The following is a 23,653-nucleotide window of genomic DNA, read 5'->3' as shown; positions in this document are numbered from 1 at the left end:
CTGTCTGTATTGGGATTGGTGTTCGGCATTTCGAACACGCCCGTCACCCCGCCCATCACTGCGGCGCGGCTTCCCGATTCGAGGTCTTCCTTGTGTTCGAGGCCGGGCTCGCGGAAGTGGACCTGCGTGTCGATGACACCGGGAAGCACCGTAAGGCCCTTGCAGTCGATCACCTCGCCCGCATCGGCGAACGATCCGAGCGCAGCGATGCTGCGCCCGCGCACCCCCACATCGGTCTGGACAAGGCCCGCAGGCGTGAAGACGTGGCCGCCCTTCAGGACGAGATCGAAGCTCTGGCTCATGGCTAGGAGCTATACCCCCTTGCGCGCGGCGCACCAGTCCCTAGCTTCAACACCATGATCGCTTATCTCGATGATCGCACCGTCCTCGTGGTGTCCGGCGAAGACGTGCGGGGCTTCCTGAACGGCCTCGTCACCAACGACGTTTCGGAAAAGACGCTGACGCATGAGACGCCGGTGTGGGCCGGGCTGCTTTCGGCGCAGGGCAAGTATCTCGCCGACATGATCCTCTACGACGGCGGCGAGGCGGGCATCTTCATCGATGTCCACAAAAGCCGCGCCGACGATCTTGCGAAGAAGCTGAGGATGTACCGGCTGCGCCGCGCCATAGACATCGCACCCTCGGGGCTGCGCGTGTTCGCGGGCTGGAAGGACAAGGCGCTGGCACACCCGCACGACCCCCGCCTCCCTGCGCTCGGCTGGCGCTGGCTCGCGGCGGGCGGCTTCGCCGACAAGACGGCCGCGGACTGGCACGCATGGCGCATCGGTATCGGCGTGCCCGACACGCCCGACTTCGAGATCGACAAGACCATGTGGCTGGAGACGAACGCCGCCGAGCTGAACGGGGTAAGCTTCTCCAAGGGCTGCTATGTCGGGCAGGAGAACACCGCGCGGATGAACTGGCGCGCAAAGGTGAACAAGCGCTTCCTGCCGGTGATGCTCGCGGAGCCCGTGGGCGAGGAGCGCACGATCATGGCCGGGGACCGCGAGGCGGGCACGCTGCGTAGCTTTGAAGGCGCGCGCGGCATCGCGTATCTTCGCGTGGAATATGCAGGTGCACTACTGACGCTCGGCGGTCATCCGGTCAGCGTGGAATGGCCGGAATGGCTGCCACGCCCGGCGGAGGGGGAGGACTGATAATGGCGAAGAAGAAACCGCAGCGGATGCGCGACGACCGCAAGCTGCTGTTCATCCTCGGCGTCTGCGGGGTGCTGCTGCTCGCGATGTTCGTGCTGATGTCGAGCTAGGATCGTCCTCTCCCTGTCAGGGAGAGGATACGGAGCCCGGCCGAAGGCCTTGGGCGGAGTTGGAGAGGGTGCTGCCCCCTCTCCCCAACCCTCTCCCCGGCGGGGAGAGGGAGCAGGTGTTACCCCAGCCGCGCCAGCGCCGCCCGCAGCCGCTCCGCCTCGGCGGATTTCTCTGCGTGGTCGGCGCGCGCTTTCTCGACCGCTTCCGGCTTCGCCTTGTCGACAAACGCCGGATTGCCGAGACGACCCGCGAGACTGTCGCGCTCCTTCTCCGCCGCCGCCGCGTTCTTTTCGAGGCGAATGCGCTCTGCGGCGAGATCGATGACGCCTTCGAGCGGGAGCACATAGGTCGCTTCATCGACGACGATCTGTGCAGCGCCGCCCGCCGGGGCCGGATCGGTCGAAACCGTCTCAATGCGCGCGAGCCGTTCGATCATCGGGCGGTTGGCATCGATCCGCGCTACCGTAGCCGGGGCGCAATCGCGCACGTGGAGCGGCAGCTTCGTGCCCGGCGGCACACCGAGTTCGGTGCGGCTGGAGCGGATTTCGGAGACGAGACGGATCAGCCAGTCGATCTCCGCCGAGGCGCTGGCATCGACCGCGCCGACATCCACCCACCTCGCGGTGATGAGATCGTGGCCGCCACGGTCGCCGAGCGCGTGCCAGAGTTCTTCGGTCACGAACGGCATCACCGGGTGGAGCATCACGAGGATCTGGTCGAGCGCCCAGCCTGCAACGGTGCGGGTTTCCTCCGCCCCTTCCCCACCTTCGCCGAGCACCGGCTTGATGAGTTCGAGATACCAGTCGCAGAAGCGGCTCCACGTGAACTGGTAGATCGCGTCCGCATAGGCATCGAAGCGCAGCTCGGCCATCGCGGTTTCGAGCGCCTGCGCGGTCGCGGCAACCTCGGCGATGATCCAGCGGTTGACGGCGAGCGAGGCGGCGGGCGCCACAATGGCTCGCGAGGCCTCGATGCCGTTCGACTGGCAGAAACGCGCGGCGTTCCACAGCTTGGTTGCGAAGTTGCGGTAGCCTTCGACCCGGCGCTCGTCCATCTTCACGTCGCGGCCCTGGCTCTCCATCGCCGCCATGAAGAAACGCAGCGCATCGGCGCCATACTTGTCGATAAGCCCGAGCGGATCGACGACGTTGCCCTTCGACTTCGACATCTTCTGGCCGTCTGCGGCGCGGACGAGGCCGTGCAGATAAAGCCGCTTCCACGGCACATCGCCCATGAAGTGCATCCCCTGCATCGCCATGCGCGCATCCCAGAAGAACAGGATGTCGAAGCCAGAGATGCAGAGGTCGTTCGGGTAGTGCTTGTTCAGCAGCGGCGCGTTGGCATCCGGCCATCCGAGCGTGGCGAACGGCCAAAGCGCGGAGGAGAACCAGGTGTCGAGGACGTCGGGATCGCGCCAGATAAACACGCGTTTCGTATATTTCTGGCCCGGCGCATCTTTGATCAGGTTTTTCGTCGCCTCTATGACGTCGGAGACCACGACAACTTCCACATCACCCATCGCTGAATAGAGATTGCGCGCTTCGTTCAGCGCAGCTTCTTCACTTTCGCCAACGAAGGCTTGGTTATCTCCAACCAGTGAATAAGAGGGGCGACCATCGGCAGTGAGCTTGGGACCATACCAAGCCGGAATCCGGTGCCCCCACCAGAGCTGGCGGGAAACGCACCACGGCTGGATATTTTCCATCCAGTTGAAGAAGGTCTTTTCCCACGTTTTGGGGACGATCTCGATGGCGCCGCTGCGGACCGCCTCGATGGGCTTTTTCGCGAGTTCCTCGGCATTCACGTACCATTGGTCGGTGAGCCACGGCTCGATGACTACGCCGCCCCGATCGCCGAAGGGGGTCTGGATCGTGCGCGGTTCGGCGTCGTTCTCGGTTTCGTTGCCGTCCTTGTCTTTCGTGACATGAAGGATGAGGAAGCCCTGTTCCTTCAGCCGCTCGACGACGAGCTTGCGGGCATCGAACCTGTCGAGACCAAGAAACTCCGCCGGAATCAGCCCGTCCGCCGTCTGCACGACCTTCGCCTCGGCATCGAACATGTTGAGCATGTTGGCGGGCTTGATGCCCGCGCGCTTGCCCACTTCGAAGTCGTTGAAGTCGTGGCCCGGCGTGATCTTTACCGCGCCCGAGCCGAGTTCGGGGTCGGCGTGTTCGTCGGCGACCACCTTGAAACGGCGGCCGGTGATCGGCTGCACGACCTCCTTGCCGATGACCGCCTTGTAGCGCGCGTCCTCCGGATGCACCGCGACCGCCATGTCGGCGAGCATGGTTTCGGGGCGCGTGGTGGCGACTTCGATGTAATCGCGGCCATCAGGCAGGCGCGCGCCGTCCGCGAGCGGGTATTTGAAGCGCCAGAAGTGGCCCTTCACCTCACGCGTTTCGACCTCGAGATCGGAAATTGCCGTCTTCAGCTTCGGGTCCCAGTTCACCAGCCGCTTGTCGCGGTAGATGAGGCCCTGATTGTAAAGGTCGACGAACACCTTCACGACCGCGCGCGTGAAGTGCGGGTCCATCGTGAACTGCTCGCGGCTCCAGTCCATCGAGCAGCCGAGGCGGCGAAGCTGGCGCGTGATCTGGCCGCCGCTTTCGGCCTTCCAGTCCCACACCTTCGCGATGAAATCTTCGCGGCTGTAGTTGGTGCGCTTGTCCTGCTTCTCTTCAAGCTGGCGCTCGACCACCATCTGCGTGGCGATGCCGGCGTGATCGGTGCCGACCACCCAGAGCGCGTCCTTGCCGCGCAGGCGCTCGTAGCGGACGACGATATCCTGCAGCGTGTTGTCGAGCGCGTGGCCGATGTGGAGGCTGCCCGTAACGTTGGGCGGCGGGTTTACGATCGTGAACGGCGCCGCATCCGGGCGCTCGGGACGGAATTTCCCGTTCTCTTCCCAGTATTTGTACCAGCGGGCCTCGATTTCGCCCGGCGCGAAGGTCTTTTCGATCGTCATGCGCGCTCCTTTGCCAGCCGCGCGGCGCGGCGGCAAGCGGGCCAGCTATACGGGAATGCTTACTTGCGCGTGATGCGGGCGATCTCGCGGGCGACCATCTGCTCGACGATCTCCGGCAGGTTGGCATCGAGCCAGCCCTTCAGCATCGGCTGAAGCATCTCGCGGACCAGACCTTCGAGGGTTTCCGGGCCAGTACCGTCGCCGCGCAGGCGCATGGAGGACAGCGCCGAGAAACTCTCAGACGCCCTCGCCTGAACAGCCTCGGAAACCGCGGACTGCGCGGCTTCGGAAAGCTCCAGCACGGCCGAAGGCTCTGCCTCGAACCGCGCGCCGGTCTCGTCGAGCGGCTCGTCCTCGTCGTCGATTTCCGGCTCCGCATCCGGCGCGCGCACGCGTTCGCCGTCATCCTCCGCGATGATGCGGCGGATCGATGCGAGGATTTCCTCCATCGTGGGTTCGGGCTTGCCTGCCATGCGTGCGATTTAGCGCCAATCGCCGGGCGTTGTCACGCGGCTACTGCTGGACGCTCGGCGGAGCCGGCGGCCCCATCGTGTCCGGCGCCTTCACCTGCGTTGCCACGGGCTGCGCATCGAAGCCCGGTGCCCAGTCCACCCAGTGGCGCTTGGCCTGCGCGGTGTAATCGTCCGGGCGGTAAAGCTCGACCGGCAGTTCGAGGTCGTCGGCCTCGGCGCGGCCCACCGTGGCGAGCAGCGCATAACCGGCAACGAACGCATCGCGTTCGGCGCGAACCAGCGTGACGCGCGCGTCGAGCAGTTCCTGCTCGGCGTTCAGCACGTCGAGGATATCGCGCGAGCCGACCTCGTTCTCGGCGCGCGTGCCTTCGAGCGCGAGTTCGTTGGCGCTGACCTGAATCTTGGCCGATTCGATCGTCGAGCGGGCGCTTTGCAGGTTTTCCCATGCCTGACGCGCGCTTTCGATCGTGTCGCGCTCGGCAGAAAGCGTGTTCTGCTCGGCCTGCGAGAAGCGTGCCTGCGCCTCACGGATGCGCGAGCCCTGCACGCCCGCCTGGAAGATCGGGAGCGTCAGCGTCGCACCGATGTTCTGCGTATAATCGATGCCGCTGGTACGGACGCCCGCACCCGCCGCCGAGAGGCCGCGGAAGTTCGTGTAACCGGCGCCGAAGGTGGCATCGACGCTGGGCAGGCGCGCACCCTTCTGCACGCGCACATCCTGACGGGCAGCTTCCTGCTCCGACTTCGCGGCGAGCATGAACGGGCTGTCGGCGAGCGCGAGGTCGATCGCCTGCTGCTGCGTGCCGGGGATGAGGCCGGGGAGCTGCGGCTGCTCAAGGTTCTCCGGCGCATGGCCGACGACGCGCTCGTAGGTCGCGCGCGCATTCGCGAGGTTGCCGAGCGCGGCGATGCTCTGGCTGCGCGCGAGCGCGAGGCGCGCGTCGCTCTGCGCAACGTCGGTGCGGGTCAGGTCGCCGACTTCGAAACGGTCGTTCGATGCCTGCAACTGGCGTTCGAGCACGCGGACCTGATTGCTCGTCAGATCCACCTCAGCCTGCAGCCGCAGCACATCCATGTAGGCGACGACGGTGTCGAAGATCGTCTGGTTCTCGACCCCGCGAAGCTGTTCGCGGCCCGCGACCTCACGACTCTTCGCGGCCTTGAGACCGGCTTGCAGGCGCCCGCCCTGATAGACGGGCTGGGTGAGCTGTACGCCGACCGTCACGAGGCGGCTCATATCGTTGAAGCGGCCGGGGCCGTTGGTTTCCTGATCGAGCGCCGCCTGCGCGCCAATGGTCGGCCGGAACGCGCCGAGCTGCTGCACGACGGTTTCGGAAACCGCCTGCTGGCCCGCGCGGGCGCCCGCGAGAACGGGGTTGTTGGCATAAGCGGCGGCCATCGCGTCGCGGAGGCTTTCCGCCGCCGCCGGCGTTGCCGCAAGCGCGGCGAGCGCCGCGCCCCCCATCAGAACGAAAAACCTGCCACCCATTCGCCCGCTCCTAGAACTCGAAGACCCGCGGCCGCTCGAAACCCTTGAGCCGCGGTGCGCCTGCTTCGAGCAGACGCGTCCAGCCGACATGACCACCCGCGACACGACCCACCGCAACGCTCGGCGCCGCGCCGCGCTCGGCGAGCACGGCCGCGATGCGTCCGCCGTCGCGGACCTGCGCGACGAGCGCGTCGGGCACATCCTCGACCTCGCCTTCAATCAGCAGCACATCATACGGCGCGCCTTCGGCGCAGCCCTCGGCGAGCGGCCCTTCGACGACGCTGACGTTCGAAACCCCGGTCTTGGAGATCGCGGAAGACGCGCGGCGCACGAGCGTCGCATCGTCCTCGACCAGCGTGACATGCGCGCAGAGCCGCGCGAGGATCGAGGCCGAATAACCCGTGGTGCCGCCAACGATGAGCGCACGCTCCGTCGGGGCTGCTTCAAGCGCAGACATCAGCAGGCAGCCGACGAGCGGCGCCGGCATCGCGCGGCCCGGCACGACCTCAAGCGCTTCATCCAGATAGGCGAGCGAGGAGAGCTCGGCGGGAACATACATCTCGCGCGGCACATATTTGATGGCGGCGATAAGATTGGGCTCGACGATACCGCTCGGGCGCAGCTGGCTGTCGATCATCGCGCTGCGCATCTTCCTGAAGTCCGGCAATTTCACGGGCTTCGCGTCCTCCTGAACCTGTTCACGGTGTTATATACGAATAACACACTAAATTGGCAAGCCGCAGGCCGCTTTGAGGCACGGCACGGCTGCATCCGGCTTTAAGAGCTTCGCGCGGCAACGCCAAGGCGGAAAGTCAGCGTCTGTCCATTCCTGTGTAGCTTCTGTCGAAAGGCAACACCGGCGTGGCATATACAGGGGCATTTACAGAGGCATTTACACTGGCCCACGCGATGGTCTAGAGAGCGCGCCTCTCGCATCGAGGCCCGATGGCGGAGTGGTTACGCAGAGGACTGCAAATCCTTGCACGCCGGTTCGATTCCGGCTCGGGCCTCCAGATTTTCCGACATTTTCAACGCACCATCCGCAAGGCAGACGCCTCGCGGTCGTGGAAACGACTTTCCATTCCATAACTCATTCAGGTTGAATTTTTCCATTCAGGATATTCAATATCCTGAATGGCGAATCGCTGATGGGATGGGAGTTCAATTCAGATGACGAAGCGCAAAATTTTTCGCTGGCTGGGGCTCGCTCCCGCCGCCCTTCTGCTCGCACACGCCGCGCCGCTGCCTGCTGTTGCAAAGGATGCTGCCGCGATCACGGCGAGCAAGGCGGCGACGGCCGGAATCGACAAGGTGATGACGGACGCAATCGCGAGCGGGAAACTGGCCGGCGGCGCGGTCGGCGTGATGAAGGACGGCAAGATCGTCTTTGTGAAGGGCTATGGATTTGCCGATCTCGAGGACGGTCAGCCGGTGAAGGCGGACACGATCTTCCGCATCGGCTCGATCACCAAGCAGTTCACGACGGCGATGCTGATGATGCTCGTGGAGCGCGGGCAGCTCTCGCTCAGCGACCCCATCAGCAAATACTTCCCCGATTTCCCGAAGGCCGACGGCATCACCGTGCGGCACCTGCTCAACCACACCTCGGGCATCCACAGCTATACCGACAAGAACTTCGCATCGCGCGGATGGCGCGCGCACGATACGAAGGAAATGATTTCCTACATCGCTGGCCAGGACAATCTCACCGATTTCGCGGTGGGCGAGGACTATCGCTACAACAATTCGGCCTATGTGCTGGCGGCCGCGATCGTCGAGAAGCTCACCGGCAAGCCCTACGGCGTTGCGCTCGAAGAGATGATCACCAAGCCGCTCGGCCTCAACGACACGGCTTACGACGACGAGCGCGCGATCATTCCGCGCCGCGCCAAAGGGTATGACCTTCTGGACGATAAACTCGCCAATCCCCTGCCCCTTTCGGTAAGCGTCGCGCACGGTGCGGGTGCGATGCGCTCGACGGCGGCAGACATGCTGCGCTGGCAGGACGCGCTCTTTTCCGGCAACGTCGTGAAGCCGGAAAGCCTTGCACTGATGATCGAACCTGCAAAGCTGAAAGACGGACGCCTGACGAGCGCGGTAAGCAAGTCTTTTCCGAGCGGCCCTCCACCGCTGGAATACGGCCTCGGCCTTGCGGTGGGCGAGCGTGACGGCCGCCGTATCGTGGGCCACGGCGGCGCCATCAACGGCTTCAATTCGGCGCTCTACACATACCCGGACGAGAAGACGGCCATCGTGCTCCTCGTCAACACGCAGGGCGGCGCGAACCAGCGCTATTATGACGTGGCGAAAGCATGGTTCAACGGCAACGGCGGAGCAAAGAAGTGAAGATGATTTCCAGTGTGCGTACCGCAGGCGCGGCCCTGCTCCTCTGCTCCGCAGCCAGCGTGCCGACGCTTGCGAAAGATGCCGCCTACGACATCGTGATCAAGGGCGGCACCATCGTCGACGGCAGTGGCCTTGCCGCCTATCCGGGCGACGTTGCGATCGCAGACGGGCATATCGTCGCGGTGGGCAATCTCGGCACAGCGAAAGCCGAGAAAACCATAGATGCCGCCGGGCTCGTCGTTGCCCCCGGCTTCATCAACATCCACAGCCATGCCGAGCCCGACGGCGTCTCGACCGCGGTCAACATGCTGACGCAGGGCGTCACGACCGAGATCATCAACGCCGACGGCGGCGGGGGCAGCGATATCGCGGCGCAGCTTCCGGAGATGGCCGCGAACGGCCTTGCCGAGAATATCGGCGCCTACGTCGGCTTCAACGCCGTGTGGCGCGATGCGATGGGCGACCGCGACCTGCGCCCGACGCCCGAGCAGATCGCATCGATGAAAGCCGCGGTCGTGAAGAACCTGAAGGCCGGCGCATGGGGCGTCTCCTCGGGTCTCGATTACCGCCCATCCTACTATGCGAAAACGGAAGAGGTAATCGACATCGTCTCCGTCGCGAAGCCGTGGCGCACCAATTTCCCCAACCACGACCGGCTGCGCCCCGAAGACAATCTCAGCTCCTTCAAGGGCATGGAGGAAACCGTTCTCATTGGCGAGAAGGCGGGCCTCGTCCCCGTCATCACGCATATCAAGAGCGCGGGCAAGGAACGCGGCAACGCACCGAAGGTGCTCGAAATGGTCTCCGCCGCAACCGCGCGCGGCGCATGGACGGCGATCGACATCTACCCGTACCTTGCCGGGCAGACGATGCTGCAGGCGTTCCTCGTCCCCGGCTGGGCGGCGGACGGCGGACGCGACGCCATGCTCGCGCGCTTCAAGGACCCGAAGCTCCGCCCGCAGCTCGTCGAGGCGGCGGAATATGCGATGGCAACGCGCCTCGGCGGCGCCGAGGGCATCGCGCTTCCCGATCTCGGCAAGCGGCTCACCGACGTCATGGCGGAGGAAAACATCGGCGCAGGCGAAGCGGTGCTCCGCACGCTGGAACGCGATCCCTTTGTTCGCGCCAACATGACGTTCGGCGACGAGAAGGACGTGATCGCCTTCCTGCAATATCCGGATACAGCCGTGGCGTGCGATTGCGGCGCCTCGATCAAGAACCGGGGTCACCCGCGCTATTTCGGCAGCTTTCCGAAGATCCTCGGCCACTATGTGCGCGACACCGGCACGATCACCATGGAAGACGCCGTCCGCAAGATGAGCGCCCTGCCCGCCGCGATCATCGGCATGGTCGATCGCGGCCACATCGCACCGGGTATGCGCGCCGACGTGATGATCTTCGATCCGAAAACCGTGCGCGACCATGCGACGTTCGATGCGCCGACGCTGCCTTCGGACGGTGTCCGCCACGTGATCGTGAATGGGGTTGCGGCGCTCGCCGATGGCGCGGCGACCGGTGCGAAATCGGGCGCGGTGCTGCTGCGCGACGCGCACATGCCAAGCCGCCCGATGACGAGCACGGCGGCGGCCCGATCCTTCACCGCGAGCGGGCAATCGCCGGACTACAGCGTGACCATCGCCGCGAAGCAGGGCGCGGGTGAACGCTTCGCCGCCGGCACGGTGAAGCTGAAGGACGTGAAATCGGGCACGGTGTGGACGGCCGAACGGCTCGGCACGGTCCAGACCGCCAAAGGCTGGGCGAGCGTCACTGCAGTGCTGAAGGACAAGGCCGGCAACCTGAAGGCTGCAACGCTGACGCTCGACCGGGCGGATGGCGGCGCCGAGGCCCCCGTGGTGACGGTGGCACTAGGAAGTGAACCGGCGGCGGTTCTGCCCGCGAAGGGTTCGGTGCAGGCCGAATAGCCCGCTGCGCGGGGCAAATTGCGGATGGAGAATCGCGTCTCAGTCGTTAGACAGGACGCGATTCTTCATAGTTCGGTTCGAGTTTTTCCGGCCTCGACACGAACATTCCGGCAGGAGCAGCCATGATTGAAGCCGAATGGTGGGATGCAGATGATTCCGCCGAACTCGCCGCGTCGGCGGCGGGCGACATCCAGTTCATCATCGAAAGCGCCATCGATGCGCGCGGGCAGGCGCTGATCGCCGTGCCCGGCAGCGGCATCGCGCTCACCGTGCTGAAAGAGGTCGCGAAGGCGAAGTTCGACTGGAAGCGCGTTACCATCGTGCCGACCGGCGACTGCCTCGTCGCGGTCGACAGTCCGCTTTCCGCTGCCGCCGCACTCGCCCGCATCTTCCTGCCCAAGGGCGCGCGTGTATTGCCGATCGGCAGCGAAAACGCCGACTACAAGGCCGCGGGACGCGCCGCCGACGCACGGCTCGAAGACCTGCAATGGCCGCCCGATCTCGTGTGGCTCGATGTCGGTGCGAACGGCGAAACCGCGGGCATCTTCCGCGGTCCCGATCTCGACGAGGCGCTGAACGGCCCGAAGGCGCGCCGCGCCATCGGCGTGATGCCCGATCCGCTGCCGAAAGATGCGCCGGTGGCGCGCGTGACGCTGACCCGCGCGGCGATCGTTTCCGCGCGCACGCTGATCGTCGCGCTCCAAGGCGACGAAGCGAAGGCCGTGCTTGAAAAGGCACTAGAAGACGGGCCGCTTTCGGACACGCCGATCGGCCGCGTCCTCGCCGAAGTCACCGTCCCGGTCGACATTCACTGGTGCCCCGCCTGACGGTGCGATGAAGATCGTCGCGGCCGATATCGGCGGCACGCACGCCCGCTTTGCGATCGCGGAGATCGCAGGCGGGCGGTGCAATCTCGGCGCGCCGGTCACGCTGAAAAGCACGGACTTTGAAGGACTCGAAGCGGCGTGGAGCACCCTTCCCGCCCGCTTCGACCATGCCCTCCCCAATGCCGCCTCCATCGCCATCGCCGCCCCCATTGAGGGCGACGTGCTCGCCTTCATCAACAACGACTGGAAAATCCGGCGCACGGGGCTCGCCGCACGATTGGGCCTCGAAAAGCTCTTACTGCTCAACGATTTCGGCGCGATGGCGCACGGCGTTGCGGCGCTGGGCCATGAATGGACCGAGCACCTGTGCGGCCCCGACGTACCGCTCCCGCTCGACCATCCCATAAGCGTGATCGGGCCGGGCACGGGCCTTGGCAGCGCCATCCTGCTCCAGCGCGCCGGGCGTGTCGAAGTGGTGGAAACCGAATCCGCGCATATCGCCTTCGCGCCGCTCGACGCCGCCGAAGAGGCGATGATGCCCGCGCTGCGCCGGATGTATGGGCGCGTTTCGAACGAGCGCCTTGTTTCCGGCCCGGGCCTCGCTGCGATCCGCGCCGCACTAGATCCCAAAGCCTCGCCGATGAACGACGCGGATCTCTGGGCTGCCGCGCTCGCGGGCAATGATGCCGCGTTCGAGCGCTTCGCGATGATCTACGGCGCCGTCGCGGGCGATATCGCGCTAGCGCACGGTGCGATGGGGGTGGCGATCGTCGGCGGACTATCGAACCGCGCGAAAACGCGGCTTCGCGCATCAGGCTTTCACGCGCGGTTCGTGGACAAGGGCCGCTATGCGGCACGGATGGAGCGGATACCCGTCAGGCTGGTGACGCATACGCACACCGGCCTTGTCGGTGCGGCGGCTGCATTCGCGCAGGACAATGCCGCTTAAACGGCCGCCATGCGGGCTTCGTGCGCTTCGGCGATGTCATCGGTGAAGCGCACGCCAAGCTCGCCATCCGCGAACCGCACGACGACACCGGACCGCACGCCCATGCGGACTGTCGTCAGCATGACCCTCTCGCCGATCGCGATCTGTTCATGCGTGGCGAGGCGGGCACCCGTCATCGACATGTCGATGACGCGCGCCGTCACCTGGCCGCGACGGTAATCCATCCTGGCCAGATAGTTCGTCGCGGCCCGCGCCGCATTCCGGTGGTTATCGGGTGCATTCGACATGCCCCGAATCTCGCACGAAAATGGTTAGCAGATCGTTGCCGATCAGCCGTAAACCTCGAAAAGGCCCGCCGCGCCCTGCCCGCCGCCGATGCACATGGTGACGACGACGTACTTCGCGCCGCGCCGCCGCCCCTCGATCAGCGCGTGGCCGGTGAGGCGTGCGCCGGACATGCCATAGGGATGCCCGACCGAAATCGCGCCGCCATCGACGTTGAACTTGTCGGGATCGATGCCGAGCTTGTCGCGGCAGTAGAGCGCCTGCACCGCAAACGCCTCGTTCAGTTCCCAGAGGCCGATATCGTCGACCGTGAGGCCGTTCTGCTTCAAAAGCTTCGGGATCGCGAACACCGGCCCGATGCCCATCTCGTCGGGCTCGACGCCCGCCACCGCCATGCCGACATAGCGGCCGAGCGGCTTCAAACCGCGGCGCTCCGCTTCCTTCGCCTCCATGACGAGCGAGGCCGAAGCGCCGTCCGAAAGCTGGCTGGCGTTGCCCGCCGTCACGTTGTGGCCGGGGCCGCGCACGGGCTGAAGGCCCTTCAAACCTTCGAGCGTCGTCTCAGGGCGGTTGCCTTCGTCCTTGGTGAGCGTCACCTCATGCTTGGTGACCTCGCCCGTCTCCTTGTTCTTCATCACCATCACGGAGGGCAGCGGCACGATCTCGTCGTCGAAGCGCCCCGCCAACTGCGCCGCCGCCGTGCGCTGCTGCGACTGGAACGCAAATTCGTCGCACACGTCGCGGCTGATGTTGTAGCGCTTGGCCACGATCTCGGCCGTGTCGATCATCGGCATATAGGCCGCCGGGTGCATCTCGAGGAGGCTCATGTCGGGCTCCACCCGCATCTTCTCGTTTTGCACCATCGAGATCGACTCGACGCCGCCGCCCACCACGATCTGCATCCCATCGACGATCACCTGCTTCGCCGCCGTCGCGATCGCCATCAGGCCGCTCGCACACTGGCGGTCGAGCGCCATGCCCGCCACCGTTACGGGAAGGCCTCCGCGCAGCGCCGCGAGACGCCCGATGCACGGCGACTGCACGCCCTGCAGCATTGCCGAACCGAACACGCAGTCGTCGACCTCTGCCGGATCAATGCCCGCGCGCGCGACGGCGTGTTTCACCGCATGGCCCGCGAGCGTCGGCGACGGTGTGGCGTTGAAGGCGCCGCGATAGGCCTTGCCGATCGGCGTGCGGGCGGTGGAAACGATAACGGCTTCGCGCATGGGAAAGTCTCCTGTTCCTGAATCTTACACGTACGTGAGGCCGACCCACTCGGCCAGAAGGGCGGGCTTATCCTCGCCTTCGATCTCCACGGCGACCTCGTAAGTGGATTGCAGGACGCCCGGATGGCGCTCCGACACGTCGAGCAGCTTGATGCGTCCACGGATGCGTTTGCCCGAACGTACGGGCGCAAGGAAGCGCACCTTGTTCATGCCGTAGTTCACGCCCATCTTCACGCCTTCGAGCTTCGGAAACAACTCGTAGGCTACGGCCGAAAGCATCGACAGCGTGAGAAAACCATGCGCGATGGTGCCTCCGAAGGGCGTTTCCGCCGCGCGGGCGGGATCGACATGGATGAACTGAAAGTCCTCGGTGCATTCCGCGAACGTATCGATCCGCTTCTGGTCCATCTCGAACCAGCGCGAAACGCCGAATTCCTTGCCAACCATTGCCTTGTAGTCCTGCACCGAAATCGTCATCCACACCTCCCTTTTTCGCGCCCGGCTTAGGATGCCGCGGCCACCATGCCTAGATAGGCAAAACGTGAGTATTCTTGACCTCTTCGAGCACGGCATAGGTCCGCGTCTCGCGCACGCCGGGCAGGTCGACGAGCGTGTCGCCAAGAAAAGCGCGGTAGGCCGCCATGTCCTTGACGCGCGCCTTGATGAGGTAGTCGAACCCGCCCGCCACCATGTGGCATTCGAGCACAGCGGGCATCCGGCGCACGGCAGCAGCGAAATCGTCGAACACGTCCGATGTCGTGCGGTCGAGCAGCACCTCGACGAAGATCAGCAGCGCGCAATCGAGCAGCACGGGATCGAGCACCGCGACCGTACCCGTGATATAGCCCTTCTCGCGCAGCCGCCGGACGCGCTCGTGGCAGGCAGCGGGCGAAAGGTTGCAGCGCTCGGCGAGCGCCTGATTGGTGATGCGCCCGTCTTCCTGCAACGTGCGCAGGATGGCGCGGTCCACGGCATCGATCATAAATCCGAACTTTCTTCGGTAAAATGAGATTTGATCGGATATAATTCAGACAGATAAACGAAAATACAAAGCACATTTTCCACATTCGCTGGCATTATCGAAGGATCATCAGCGAAAGACCCGCCATGCCCATCGCCGACATCATTGCCGACATGCAGCGCCTGCACCGGGCGCCCGAGCCCGACGTCATCCTGCCGCTGTGCGAAGCCGCGCGGGTCGACGCGGCGGCAAGGGGACGGATCACCGTGCGCGCGGGACAGCTTCTCGATGAGCTGCGCACCGCGCAGTCGAGCGGTTGGGTCAACCGCTTCCTTCAGGAATACCGCCTCAACACCGACGAAGGCATTGCACTCCTCGCACTCGCCGAAGCCTTCCTGCGCGTTCCCGATGCCGAGACCGCCGATCTGCTGATCCGCGACAAGCTCGGCACCGCCGACTGGTCGGCGCACGCCGGCAAATCCGATTCCACGCTCGTCAACAGCGCGACGTGGGGTCTTGTCGTCACGCGCTCGCTCGTCGGCGAAAGCGGCTCGACGCTGAAGCGCCTGATCGGCCGCGTCGGAGAGCCCGTCGTGCGCACCGCCGTCGGCACCGCGATGCGCCTGATGGGTCAGGTGTTCGTGATGGGCCGCACCATCGAGGAAGCGCTCGAACGCGCGAACGACAAGGACCACACGGGCTTCGTCGCCAGCTTCGACATGCTCGGTGAGGCGGCCCGCACGCGGGACGACGCCGAGCGCTATTTCCGCTCCTACTCGGACGCGATCGACGCCATCGGCAAGGGCAGCAAGGGCCGCGACCATAGCATTTCGGTAAAGCTCTCCGCGCTCCACCCGCGCTACGAAACCGCGCACGCCGATACGTGCGTGCCCGAACTCTCGGCGATGCTCGTCGAGCTCGCGCAGCGCGCCGCGAAGGCGGACATCGGCCTCACCGTCGATGCCGAGGAATCGGAGCGGCTCGTCATGTCGCTCGACATCATCGCCACCGCCGCCCGCGCGCCGTCACTTTCCGGCTGGGACAAGCTCGGCATGGCGGTGCAGGCCTATTCGAAGCGCTGCCGCGGCGTCATCGCGTGGGCGGACTCGATTGGCGGCGAGACGAACCGCAAGATGGCGGTGCGGCTGGTAAAAGGCGCCTATTGGGACAGCGAAATCAAGCGCACGCAGGAAGCGGGCCTTTCCGACTATCCGCTGTTCACGCGAAAGGCGGCGACGGACGTTTCCTACCTCGCCTGCGCCCGCGATATGCTCGCCGCGAAGAACATCTACCCCGCCTTCGCCAGCCACAACGCACTCACCGTCGCGACGCTGCTCGAATGGGCGGGGGACCGCCGTGACTTCGAATTTCAGCGCCTGCACGGCATGGGCGAAGGCCTCCACGACCGGCTGGTGCGCGAAGGCGGCTACAACTGCCGCATCTATGCGCCCGTCGGCGGTCACCGCGATCTCCTCGCCTATCTCGTGCGGCGCCTCCTTGAAAACGGCGCCAATTCCAGCTTCGTGCACCAGCTCGCCGATCCGAACGTCACCGAGGAAGAACTGCTCGCCGATCCGGTCGAGAAGATCGCAAGCGTCGGCGGCACGCGCCACCCCTCCATCCCCCTCCCCGCCGAGCTGTTCGGCGCCGCGCGCGGCAACAGCGAAGGCCTTGATCTGCAGGACGCCATGACCCTCGAAGACACCGCATCGGCCATCGCCGCCCGCGCCGTCATTGGCGCAGCACCCGCCGATTCGAGCGTGGCGGACGTGCGCGCCGCCATCGCCGCCGCCGACGCGGCCTTCGAAGGCTGGTCGCGCGCGCCTGTCGAAACGCGCGCCGCCGCGCTCGATCGCCTCGCCGATCTCCTTGAGGAACACCGCATCGACCTGATGGCGCTCGCCGTCCACGAGGCGGGCAAGACCCTCGGCGACGCGATCGGCGAAGTGCGCGAGGCCGCCGACTTCTGCCGCTACTACGCCAATCAGGCGCGCGCGGCGTTCGCGCCCATCGATCTGCCGGGGCCGACGGGCGAGAGCAATACGCTGCGCCTTGAAGGCCGCGGTGTTTTCGCCTGCATCGCGCCGTGGAACTTCCCGCTCGCGATCTTCCTCGGGCAAGTGACGGCCGCGCTCGTCGCCGGAAACAGCGTCGTCGCCAAGCCCGCCCCGCAGACGCCGCGCATTGCCCTGCGCGCCGTCGCGCTCGCCCATGAGGCGGGCATCCCGAAGGACGTGCTGAAGCTTGTCGTCGGAGGCGCCGAGGCCGGGAACGCGCTCACTGGCGATCCGCGCGTGATGGGTGTCGCCTTCACCGGATCGACCGGCACGGCCAAGGCCATCGCGCGCAGCCTTGTGGCCGACGATGCGAGGCCGATCGTGCCGCTGATCGCCGAAACCGGCGGGCTGAATGCCATGATCGTCGATTCGACCGCGCTTCCCGAGCAGGTGATTGCCGACGTCGTGACGTCAGCCTTCCGCTCCGCAGGCCAGCGCTGCTCGGCGCTCCGGCTGCTCGTCGTGCAGGAGGACGTGCTCGATCGCACGCTCGAGATGCTGAAGGGCGCGATGGATACGCTCGTTGTGGGCGACCCCGCCGATCCGCGCACCGATGTTGGCCCGGTGATCGATGATGCCGCCTACCGCAAGCTCGAAGACTACCGCCTGTCGGTGGCGGACCGCTGGCTGCACACGGTCGCAGTTCCCGAAGGCCGCTTCGTTGCGCCGACGGTGATTCGCCTCGACCGCATCGAGGATCTGACCAGGGAATGGTTCGGCCCGATCCTGCACATCACGACGTGGAAAACCGGAACGCTCGACGAGACGATCGCGCGCATCAACCGCAGCGGCTACGGCCTCACCATGGGGCTCCACAGCCGCATCGCTAGCCGCTGCGAACGCACGGTGGCGGCCGCGCGCGTAGGCAACCTCTACGTGAACCGCTCGATGATCGGCGCGATCGTCGGCTCGCAACCGTTCGGCGGCGATGGCCTTTCGGGCACCGGACCCAAAGCGGGCGGGCCGCACTATTTGCCGCGCTTTGCGGTGGAGCGCACCGTGAGCATCGACACGACCTCGGCAGGCGGCAACGCCAGCCTGCTTTCGATCGAGGATGTGACGCTTTAGGGCGCGGGCTGCAGGTCGCGTGGAATTGCAAGCGGATCGACGACCTTGCCGTCGAGGCCGCCCAGAAAACCCATCTGCGTCGGATAGGCGAAATCTACATCGAGTTCGCTGAACCGGCGCACGACGCCGAGCATGAACGCCTGACGCGCGCCCATCATTTCCTGCATCCCCGCCGCGGTCACATTGAACACGATCTCGATGTCGATCGAACTCGCGCCGAAATTGAAGAAATGCGCGCGATCGAATTCGACGAGCGGGACAGCCTCGGCGATCTTCCGAATCTCGTCGGGCAGCGTCTCCATCACGTCGGGCGGCGTCTGGTAGATGATGCCGATGTGCATGACGACACGGCGCTGGTGGATCACCGCGTAGTTATGGATGCGGTTTTCGAGCAGCTTGGCGTTCGAGACCGAAACCAGCTCGCCCGAAAGCGAGCGGATACGCGTCGTCTTGAGGCCGATCGCCTCGACTGTGCCTGTGAGCGTGTCCACGGTGATGACGTCACCGCGCACGAACGGCTTGTCGAACAGGATCGAGAGCGCCGCGAACAGGTCTGAAAAGATACCCTGCGCGGCAAGGCCGATGGCGATACCGCCGATGCCGAGACCGGCGACGAGCGCGGTGACGTTGACGCCGAGGTTGTCGAGGATGACGATGCCCGCGATCGCGAAGATCGCGACGTTGATGATGATGCGGATAACGCCCATCGCCGAGACGAGCGTGGAATTGTGCGGATCTTCGCCTGCCGCGCGGCGCGTGACGAGACCGAGCGCGAACTCGCGGATCCAAATCGCGCCCTGCACGACCGCCGCCACGGTGAACAGGAAGTGCACGACCGGCAGGGCGCCGGAAAGGCCGGGGATGCTCGCTGCCACCAGTTGCACGGAAACGGCGGCAAGGAAGAAGCTGCGCGTGCGCCGCAGAACCTGGCCGAAGATCGCCCGCCAGCTGTTCGGCTCCAGTGCGCCCGGCGCACCCACGAGGCGCCACACAACGGCACGGATACCCACGAGCAGCAGATAGATGCCGACGGCCACGGCGCCGTAGATAAGGAGCGCGGAGCCGTTCGCGGCGATCCACGCCGAGGCTTCGTTCAGGTTCTGGATATCGGACCCGGGGAGTATCTGATTGTTTGGCATCTGCTTTCCAACGCCGGAGGCCGCCTGTGGTTCAATCGGCTTCTACAGGCAGGCGCGCGGCGTTGGAACCGCTGTTCCGGCCTCGATCAGGCTTTTGCAGGCGCAGCCGCACCCATTCCGACCGGACGCCGCCGCGGGCCGACCTTCTCTTCGACGTTGTTCCCAAGCCGCTCCCGGCGGGCGATGTGCGTCGCCGCGATGGTGATGGCGAGAAGGTCGTAATAGGGCGGCTGGAACGCGATGCTGACGAACATCGAGCCTACCGTGTAGACGATCAGCGAGATCGCCATCATCGTACCGAGATCGCGGAACCACACGTCCCGCTCAGGATCGCCGGTACTGATGTTCCTCAGCTTCCACGTGGCGTGAAGCGCGAGGATGACGATAGCGACATAAATCGCCGCACCCAGATAGCCGAGTTCGCCCAGAACCTCGAAAAAGCTGTTGTGGAAGGCGCGCGCCTCTTTTTTCACCGTAACGGTGCGCGTGTCCATGTTGTCCTCGACGCCTTCGCGGCGCTGCATGTCCACGTCGAACTGGTTGATGCGATAGACGCCGAAGCCGCCGCCGAAGGGGTGCTCCTTCACGAAATCGATGGTCCACATCCACACGGCGATGCGCGTGGAGGCCGACATGTCCTCGTCGTAGGTCTTGATCGTCGCCATGCGCTCCGTGAAAGAGGCCGGCAGAAGCGGGATGGCGATCGCCGCCGCGGCTGCAATCGCCGCCGCGAAAATGAGCTTCCGGCTGCTCGCTAACCAAAGCAGAAGCACCAGAGCCGCACCTGCGATAAGGCCGGTGCGCGCCTCGGCGCCAACGGTCACGAGCGTCATCGAAAAGATGATCCCCGCAGTCGCAAGCAGGGTCAAAAGGCTGCGCTTCATGATCGTGTTGCGGCGATAGAGCCACAGCGTCAGCGGTATGAAGCACAGCGCGACCGTCGCCAGCGTACTGCCTTCGTAAAGACCCGTATTGCTCTGCACGAGGAACGAGACGCTTCCGTAGCCGCCGCTGCCGAGCAGCGTCTTGATGCCGCCCGAGATCGTGATCGCAGCGGTACTGAGAATCATGATGAACGCGGCCGCCTCCACGCGCCGCCGCGTCGTCAGCACCCAGGGCAGGAACACCGAGAATAGCAAACCTTTCCAGACCCAATCCCATTTTTCCCGGGCATGATCGGTGACGATGGCCCAGCCGAACGTATTCACGGTCGCGTAGAGAACAAGAAAGATGACAAGCCCTTGCACGAGGCTGAGACGGATGCGTTGTTTCTCGTCGAGGAACACGTAGAAGGCGACCGCACCGATCGCCATGACGAGCGCCACGGGCGCGCCGTTCAGAAACCAGTATGTGAGCTTCTGCGGCTGCAGGAAGTCGACCCAGATATAGCCGAGCGCCATGAAATAAGGGCGCCGGAACGAGGCGACAACGAAGCCGACGATGAAGCAGATGAGAACAAGGTCGCGCATCAGTCTACCGGCGCGGCCCCGTTCCGCCCATTGGCAGCGTTGCGGTTGCGCGCACGGAAGGTCGGCTTCGGCGCGTCGTCCTTGCCGTCTTCGGCCGGGAGCGTGAAGCAGCGCCACAGCACGACGATCATCATCAGCTGCGACACCAGCAATGCGAAATTGTCTACCATCCGGGCCTTGTCCTGAGCGTGGTCCTAAACGCTGTCATCGCGCTGTTAACCGCTCCCGCTTAACATCTCGTGCATCGAAGGGCAAAGCCGTCGCTGCCTGCCGAATGTTTGCGCCCGGCCTTGCGAAAGCCGGGCGCATTGGCAATAGGACGCGGAAGTGAAAAGGGAAACGGACGACGCATGACCAGGCGAGTGCACATGATCGCGGCGGCACGCCCGAACTTCATGAAGGTGGCGCCGCTCTGGCACGCGCTTGCCGCCCACGATGATTTCGAACCCGTTCTGATCCACACCGGACAGCACTACGACGCGAACATGTCGGACGACATCTTCGCCGATCTCGATCTCCCTGCGCCCGATCATCATCTCGGCGTCGGCTCCGGCAGCCATGCCGAGCAGACCGGCAAGGTGATGATCGCTTACGAGAAGATCGCGATGGAGGAACGGCCGGACTGGCTCGTCGTCGTCGGCGACGTCAATTCGACCGCGGCTTGCGCGATGGTCGGCGCCAAGCTCCACATCCCGGTCGTCCACCTCGAGGCCGGGCTCCGTTCGGGCGACCGCGCGATGCCCGAAGAGATCAACCGGCTGGTGACGGACGCGATTTCGGACGTGCTGTGGACGCCCTCGCCCGACGGCGACGCGCATCTCCGCGCCGAAGGCATCCCCGAAAGCCGCATCACGCGCGTCGGCAACATCATGATGGACAGCTTCGAGCGCATCCGGCCGAAGCTCGACGCCGAAAACGCCCCCGCCCGCTTCGGCCTCACGCCGGGCAATTACGGCATCGTGACGCTGCACCGCCCGTCGAACGTCGATGAGGCCCCGCAACTGAAGGCGCTCGTCGATGCGCTGGTCGAGGCGTCGCAGCGCCTGCCGCTGATGTTCCCCATGCATCCGCGCACGAAGAGCCGCGTCGAGGCGTTCGGTCTTTCGGACACGCTGGCCAAGGGCAACATCACGCTTGCCGAACCGCAGTCCTACAAGCCGTTCATGAGCCTGCTCAAAGACGCGCGCATCGCGATCACCGACAGCGGCGGGCTTCAGGAGGAAACCACCTACCTCGGCATCCCCTGCCTCACGCTCCGCGACAATACCGAGCGGCCGATCACCGTCACCGAAGGCACCAACCGGCTGGTGAAGGCGGACGCGCTCGTCGGCGCGCTCGATGCGGCGCTTGCCGCTGCACCGGGGACTGCGAAACGGCCGGAATTCTGGGACGGCCGCACGGCAGAGCGCTGCGTCGCCGATCTGGTGCGGCGCGGCCGCTGATGGCGATCAAGCCGCTTCACATCCTCGATCACTCGCTGCCGCTCCACAGCGGCTATACGTTCCGTTCGCGCGCGCTGATCGAAGGCCAGCGCCGCCTCGGCTGGCAGCCGCAGATGCTCACAACGCCGCGGCACTACGCGGAAGGCCCCGACCCGCAAACCGTCGACGGTCTCACCTTTTACCGCACTCGCAAATCCGGTCTGCCGCTGGTCGGCGAGATTTCGGCAACGGCAAAGCGTCTGGACGGGGTGATCGAGGAAACGAAGCCTGACCTGCTGCACGCCCATTCGCCGGTGCTCACCTTCGCCGCGGCGTGGGGCGCCTCCCGCCGCCACAACCTGCCGCTCGTTTACGAGATTCGCGCATTCTGGGAAGACGCGGCAGTCGGCAACGGCACCGGGCGCGAGGGCGACCTCAAATTCCGGCTCACCCACGCCGCCGAAAGCTGGGCGTGCCGCCAGGCCGACGCCGTCGGCGCGATCTGCAAGGGTCTGCTCGGCGACCTCCGCACGCGCGGCATCGACGAGGCAAAGCTGTTCGAGATTCCGAACGCAGTCGACCTCGCGCAGTTCGGCGATCCGCTGCCGCGCGACACCGCGCTCGCGGCCGAGCTCAACCTTGAGGACGCGGAGGTCATCGGCTTCCTCGGCTCCTTCTACGACTACGAAGGCCTCGACATCCTGATCGCGGCGATGCCCCGCCTCGTTGCCGCGCGCCCGAAGGCGCACCTGCTGCTCGTCGGCGGCGGCCCGATGGAAGCCTCGCTGCGCGCGGCGGCATCGGCCTCGCCCGTCAGCGACCGCATCCGCTTCGTCGGCCGCGTGCCGCACAGCGAGGTCGATCGCTACTACAGCCTCGTCGACGTGCTCGCCTATCCGCGCAAGGCGATGCGCCTCACCGAGCTGGTGACACCGCTGAAGCCGCTGGAAGCCATGGCGCAGGAAAAGCTCGTCGCCGCCAGCAACGTCGGCGGGCACCGCGAGCTGATTGAAGACGGCGTCACCGGCACGCTCTTCGCGGCCGACGATCCCGATGCCACAGCCGATGCCCTGATCGGCCTTCTCGCCGATCGGAGCGCATGGCCCGCACGCCGGGCGCAAGCCAAGGCGTGGGTCTCCGCGGAGCGCAACTGGGATCGCAGCGTCGCGGCCTACGTGCCGGTTTACGAGCGCCTGCTCAGTCGCGCACGGTAAGCGCTTCGAAATGCAGGCGCCGCGCCTGCATCGCCCCATGCCGCAGACTGTCCTCGCCGATGATCACGAGATCGGCGACGAGTTCGCCGGGAAGGTCGATCTCCTCCCCGAGCAACGTGCCGCACACGCGCAGCGCCGCGCGGTCTACGCTCTCCGCGTCACCGTCGATGCGGAGCGTGAAGGCGTGGCGCTGACCCTCGAACGTCGCGCTCGCCCAGGGCACCGCCTCATAGGTTTCAACAGCGCCGTGGAGCGCATCCGTGCAGGCCATGAGACGGCCCCGTACAGTTCGCATCAGTGGACAGGGCATCAGGCGCCGAGCCCGCGAATATAAGCCTCGATGCGCGCCATCGTGCGCGGACGCGGCTCGCGGCCGCGCCGGAGGTCGAACACCAGCCGAGGATCGCCGAGAGCGTTTCGCCCGAAGCGCGTCGGCGTCAGACGTGTGCGTTTCAGGCAACGTTCGATTTGAAACAACAGCGACATTGCTTTTCTCCCCTTTGCGGTAGGTAAAAAACAACTATGAAGCGATTTCCTACAAGTCTGGCGATTATATACCTTGCAAACCCACTTC

The 23,653-nt window shown here is 65.4% G+C and carries 22 protein-coding genes, 1 tRNA gene and 1 pseudogene; 10 read left to right on the top strand and 14 right to left on the bottom strand.

Annotation, left to right across the window (positions count from 1 at the left end; genetic code table 11):
• Positions 1-302, bottom strand: a 302-nt coding sequence (locus ACE3TJ_RS19600) for an amidohydrolase family protein (protein ID WP_374599240.1), incomplete at its 3' end; no start/stop codon positions are given.
• 54 nt (positions 303-356) lie between these two features.
• Here ACE3TJ_RS19600 and ACE3TJ_RS19595 point away from each other — a divergent pair.
• Positions 357-1,157, top strand: a complete 801-nt coding sequence (locus tag ACE3TJ_RS19595; RefSeq protein WP_374599238.1) for a folate-binding protein YgfZ — start codon at positions 357-359, stop codon at positions 1,155-1,157.
• 229 nt (positions 1,158-1,386) lie between these two features.
• Here the strand turns inward: ACE3TJ_RS19595 and ACE3TJ_RS19590 are convergent, their stop codons facing one another.
• Together ACE3TJ_RS19590 and ACE3TJ_RS19585 are read right to left on the bottom strand one after the other, a co-directional pair.
• Entirely contained in the window at positions 1,387-4,233 is a 2,847-nt protein-coding gene (locus tag ACE3TJ_RS19590) for a valine--tRNA ligase (RefSeq protein ID WP_374599235.1), read from the bottom strand.
• A gap of 59 nt (positions 4,234-4,292) precedes the next feature.
• A complete protein-coding gene (locus tag ACE3TJ_RS19585; RefSeq protein ID WP_374599472.1) occupies positions 4,293-4,535 on the bottom strand; it encodes a DUF2497 domain-containing protein in 243 nt (80 codons plus the stop codon).
• Between the two features lie 43 nt (positions 4,536-4,578).
• Here ACE3TJ_RS19585 and ACE3TJ_RS19580 point away from each other — a divergent pair.
• Positions 4,579-4,719: pseudogene (locus ACE3TJ_RS19580) on the top strand (hypothetical protein); the annotation flags it as partial.
• Between the two features lie 27 nt (positions 4,720-4,746).
• Here ACE3TJ_RS19580 and ACE3TJ_RS19575 read toward each other — a convergent pair.
• Together ACE3TJ_RS19575 and ACE3TJ_RS19570 are read right to left on the bottom strand one after the other, a co-directional pair.
• Positions 4,747-6,195, bottom strand: coding sequence for a TolC family outer membrane protein (locus ACE3TJ_RS19575; RefSeq protein WP_374599233.1), 1,449 nt, complete (start codon positions 6,193-6,195; stop codon positions 4,747-4,749).
• Between the two features lie 10 nt (positions 6,196-6,205).
• Positions 6,206-6,868 (bottom strand): protein-L-isoaspartate O-methyltransferase, encoded by a 663-nt coding sequence (locus ACE3TJ_RS19570; protein WP_374599231.1) that lies wholly within the window; start codon positions 6,866-6,868, stop codon positions 6,206-6,208.
• Positions 6,869-7,134: 266 nt separating this feature from the next.
• Here ACE3TJ_RS19570 and ACE3TJ_RS19565 point away from each other — a divergent pair.
• The 5 genes from ACE3TJ_RS19565 to ACE3TJ_RS19545 all read left to right on the top strand — a co-directional run bounded on the left by ACE3TJ_RS19565 (position 7,135) and on the right by ACE3TJ_RS19545 (position 12,239).
• Positions 7,135-7,208 (top strand) — tRNA-Cys (locus ACE3TJ_RS19565).
• Between the two features lie 157 nt (positions 7,209-7,365).
• On the top strand, positions 7,366-8,541 hold the full coding sequence (locus ACE3TJ_RS19560; protein ID WP_374599229.1) for a serine hydrolase domain-containing protein: 1,176 nt from the start codon (positions 7,366-7,368) through the stop codon (positions 8,539-8,541).
• Positions 8,542-8,543: 2 nt separating this feature from the next.
• Entirely contained in the window at positions 8,544-10,463 is a 1,920-nt protein-coding gene (locus ACE3TJ_RS19555; RefSeq protein WP_374599470.1) for an amidohydrolase family protein, read from the top strand.
• A 122-nt stretch (positions 10,464-10,585) separates the two neighbouring features.
• Positions 10,586-11,290: a 6-phosphogluconolactonase gene (locus ACE3TJ_RS19550; protein WP_374599227.1), complete on the top strand. Its 705-nt coding sequence runs from the start codon at positions 10,586-10,588 to the stop codon at positions 11,288-11,290.
• 7 nt (positions 11,291-11,297) lie between these two features.
• On the top strand, positions 11,298-12,239 hold the full coding sequence (locus ACE3TJ_RS19545) for a glucokinase (RefSeq protein ID WP_374599225.1): 942 nt from the start codon (positions 11,298-11,300) through the stop codon (positions 12,237-12,239).
• Here the strand turns inward: ACE3TJ_RS19545 and ACE3TJ_RS19540 are convergent.
• From ACE3TJ_RS19540 to ACE3TJ_RS19525, 4 genes are read right to left on the bottom strand one after another with little or no spacing between them, the layout of a single operon-like run.
• On the bottom strand, positions 12,236-12,526 hold the full coding sequence (locus ACE3TJ_RS19540) for a PilZ domain-containing protein (protein WP_374599223.1): 291 nt from the start codon (positions 12,524-12,526) through the stop codon (positions 12,236-12,238). The genes ACE3TJ_RS19545 and ACE3TJ_RS19540 overlap by 4 nt on opposite strands.
• Positions 12,527-12,568: 42 nt before the next feature.
• Entirely contained in the window at positions 12,569-13,750 is a 1,182-nt protein-coding gene (locus tag ACE3TJ_RS19535) for an acetyl-CoA C-acyltransferase (RefSeq protein ID WP_374599221.1), read from the bottom strand.
• 24 nt (positions 13,751-13,774) lie between these two features.
• A complete protein-coding gene (locus ACE3TJ_RS19530) occupies positions 13,775-14,227 on the bottom strand; it encodes a MaoC family dehydratase (protein WP_374599219.1) in 453 nt (150 codons plus the stop codon).
• Positions 14,228-14,276: 49 nt separating this feature from the next.
• Positions 14,277-14,732 (bottom strand): Lrp/AsnC ligand binding domain-containing protein, encoded by a 456-nt coding sequence (locus ACE3TJ_RS19525; protein ID WP_374599217.1) that lies wholly within the window; start codon positions 14,730-14,732, stop codon positions 14,277-14,279.
• Positions 14,733-14,857: 125 nt separating this feature from the next.
• Here ACE3TJ_RS19525 and putA point away from each other — a divergent pair, with 125 nt between their 5' ends.
• On the top strand, positions 14,858-17,836 hold the full coding sequence (gene putA / locus ACE3TJ_RS19520; RefSeq protein ID WP_374599215.1) for a bifunctional proline dehydrogenase/L-glutamate gamma-semialdehyde dehydrogenase PutA: 2,979 nt from the start codon (positions 14,858-14,860) through the stop codon (positions 17,834-17,836).
• On the opposite strand, the gene ACE3TJ_RS19515 is transcribed toward putA, so the two are convergent.
• The 3 genes from ACE3TJ_RS19515 to ACE3TJ_RS19505 form a co-directional block, all read right to left on the bottom strand.
• Complete coding sequence (locus tag ACE3TJ_RS19515; RefSeq protein WP_374599213.1) at positions 17,833-18,975, bottom strand: mechanosensitive ion channel family protein; 1,143 nt, start codon at positions 18,973-18,975, stop codon at positions 17,833-17,835. The genes putA and ACE3TJ_RS19515 overlap by 4 nt on opposite strands.
• An 86-nt stretch (positions 18,976-19,061) precedes the next feature.
• Positions 19,062-20,444, bottom strand: a complete 1,383-nt coding sequence (locus tag ACE3TJ_RS19510; RefSeq protein WP_374599211.1) for a putative O-glycosylation ligase, exosortase A system-associated — start codon at positions 20,442-20,444, stop codon at positions 19,062-19,064.
• Positions 20,444-20,614, bottom strand: a complete 171-nt coding sequence (locus tag ACE3TJ_RS19505) for a hypothetical protein (RefSeq protein WP_374599209.1) — start codon at positions 20,612-20,614, stop codon at positions 20,444-20,446. The genes ACE3TJ_RS19510 and ACE3TJ_RS19505 overlap by 1 nt, the downstream gene beginning before the upstream one ends.
• Positions 20,615-20,794: 180 nt before the next feature.
• On the opposite strand from ACE3TJ_RS19505, the gene wecB reads away from it, so the two are divergent.
• Positions 20,795-21,886 carry a non-hydrolyzing UDP-N-acetylglucosamine 2-epimerase gene (wecB, locus tag ACE3TJ_RS19500; protein WP_374599207.1) on the top strand — a complete coding sequence of 364 codons (1,092 nt, stop codon included), beginning with the start codon at positions 20,795-20,797 and terminating at the stop codon, positions 21,884-21,886.
• A gap of 5 nt (positions 21,887-21,891) precedes the next feature.
• On the top strand, positions 21,892-23,079 hold the full coding sequence (locus ACE3TJ_RS19495; RefSeq protein ID WP_374599468.1) for a TIGR04063 family PEP-CTERM/XrtA system glycosyltransferase: 1,188 nt from the start codon (positions 21,892-21,894) through the stop codon (positions 23,077-23,079).
• Here ACE3TJ_RS19495 and ACE3TJ_RS19490 read toward each other — a convergent pair.
• The gene (locus ACE3TJ_RS19490) at positions 23,063-23,350 is read right to left on the bottom strand and encodes a hypothetical protein (RefSeq protein ID WP_374599205.1); all 288 of its coding nucleotides are present in this window, start codon (positions 23,348-23,350) and stop codon (positions 23,063-23,065) included. The genes ACE3TJ_RS19495 and ACE3TJ_RS19490 overlap by 17 nt on opposite strands.
• A 38-nt stretch (positions 23,351-23,388) precedes the next feature.
• Entirely contained in the window at positions 23,389-23,565 is a 177-nt protein-coding gene (locus tag ACE3TJ_RS19485) for a hypothetical protein (protein ID WP_293778858.1), read from the bottom strand.
• Positions 23,566-23,653: the final 88 nt, after the last annotated feature.

Source organism: Sphingosinicella sp. (assembly GCF_041916975.1).
In the GTDB taxonomy this organism is placed as follows: domain Bacteria; phylum Pseudomonadota; class Alphaproteobacteria; order Sphingomonadales; family Sphingomonadaceae; genus Sphingosinicella.
Note: the sequence above shows the minus strand (reverse complement) of the source record. Positions and strands in the feature narration are given on the sequence as shown.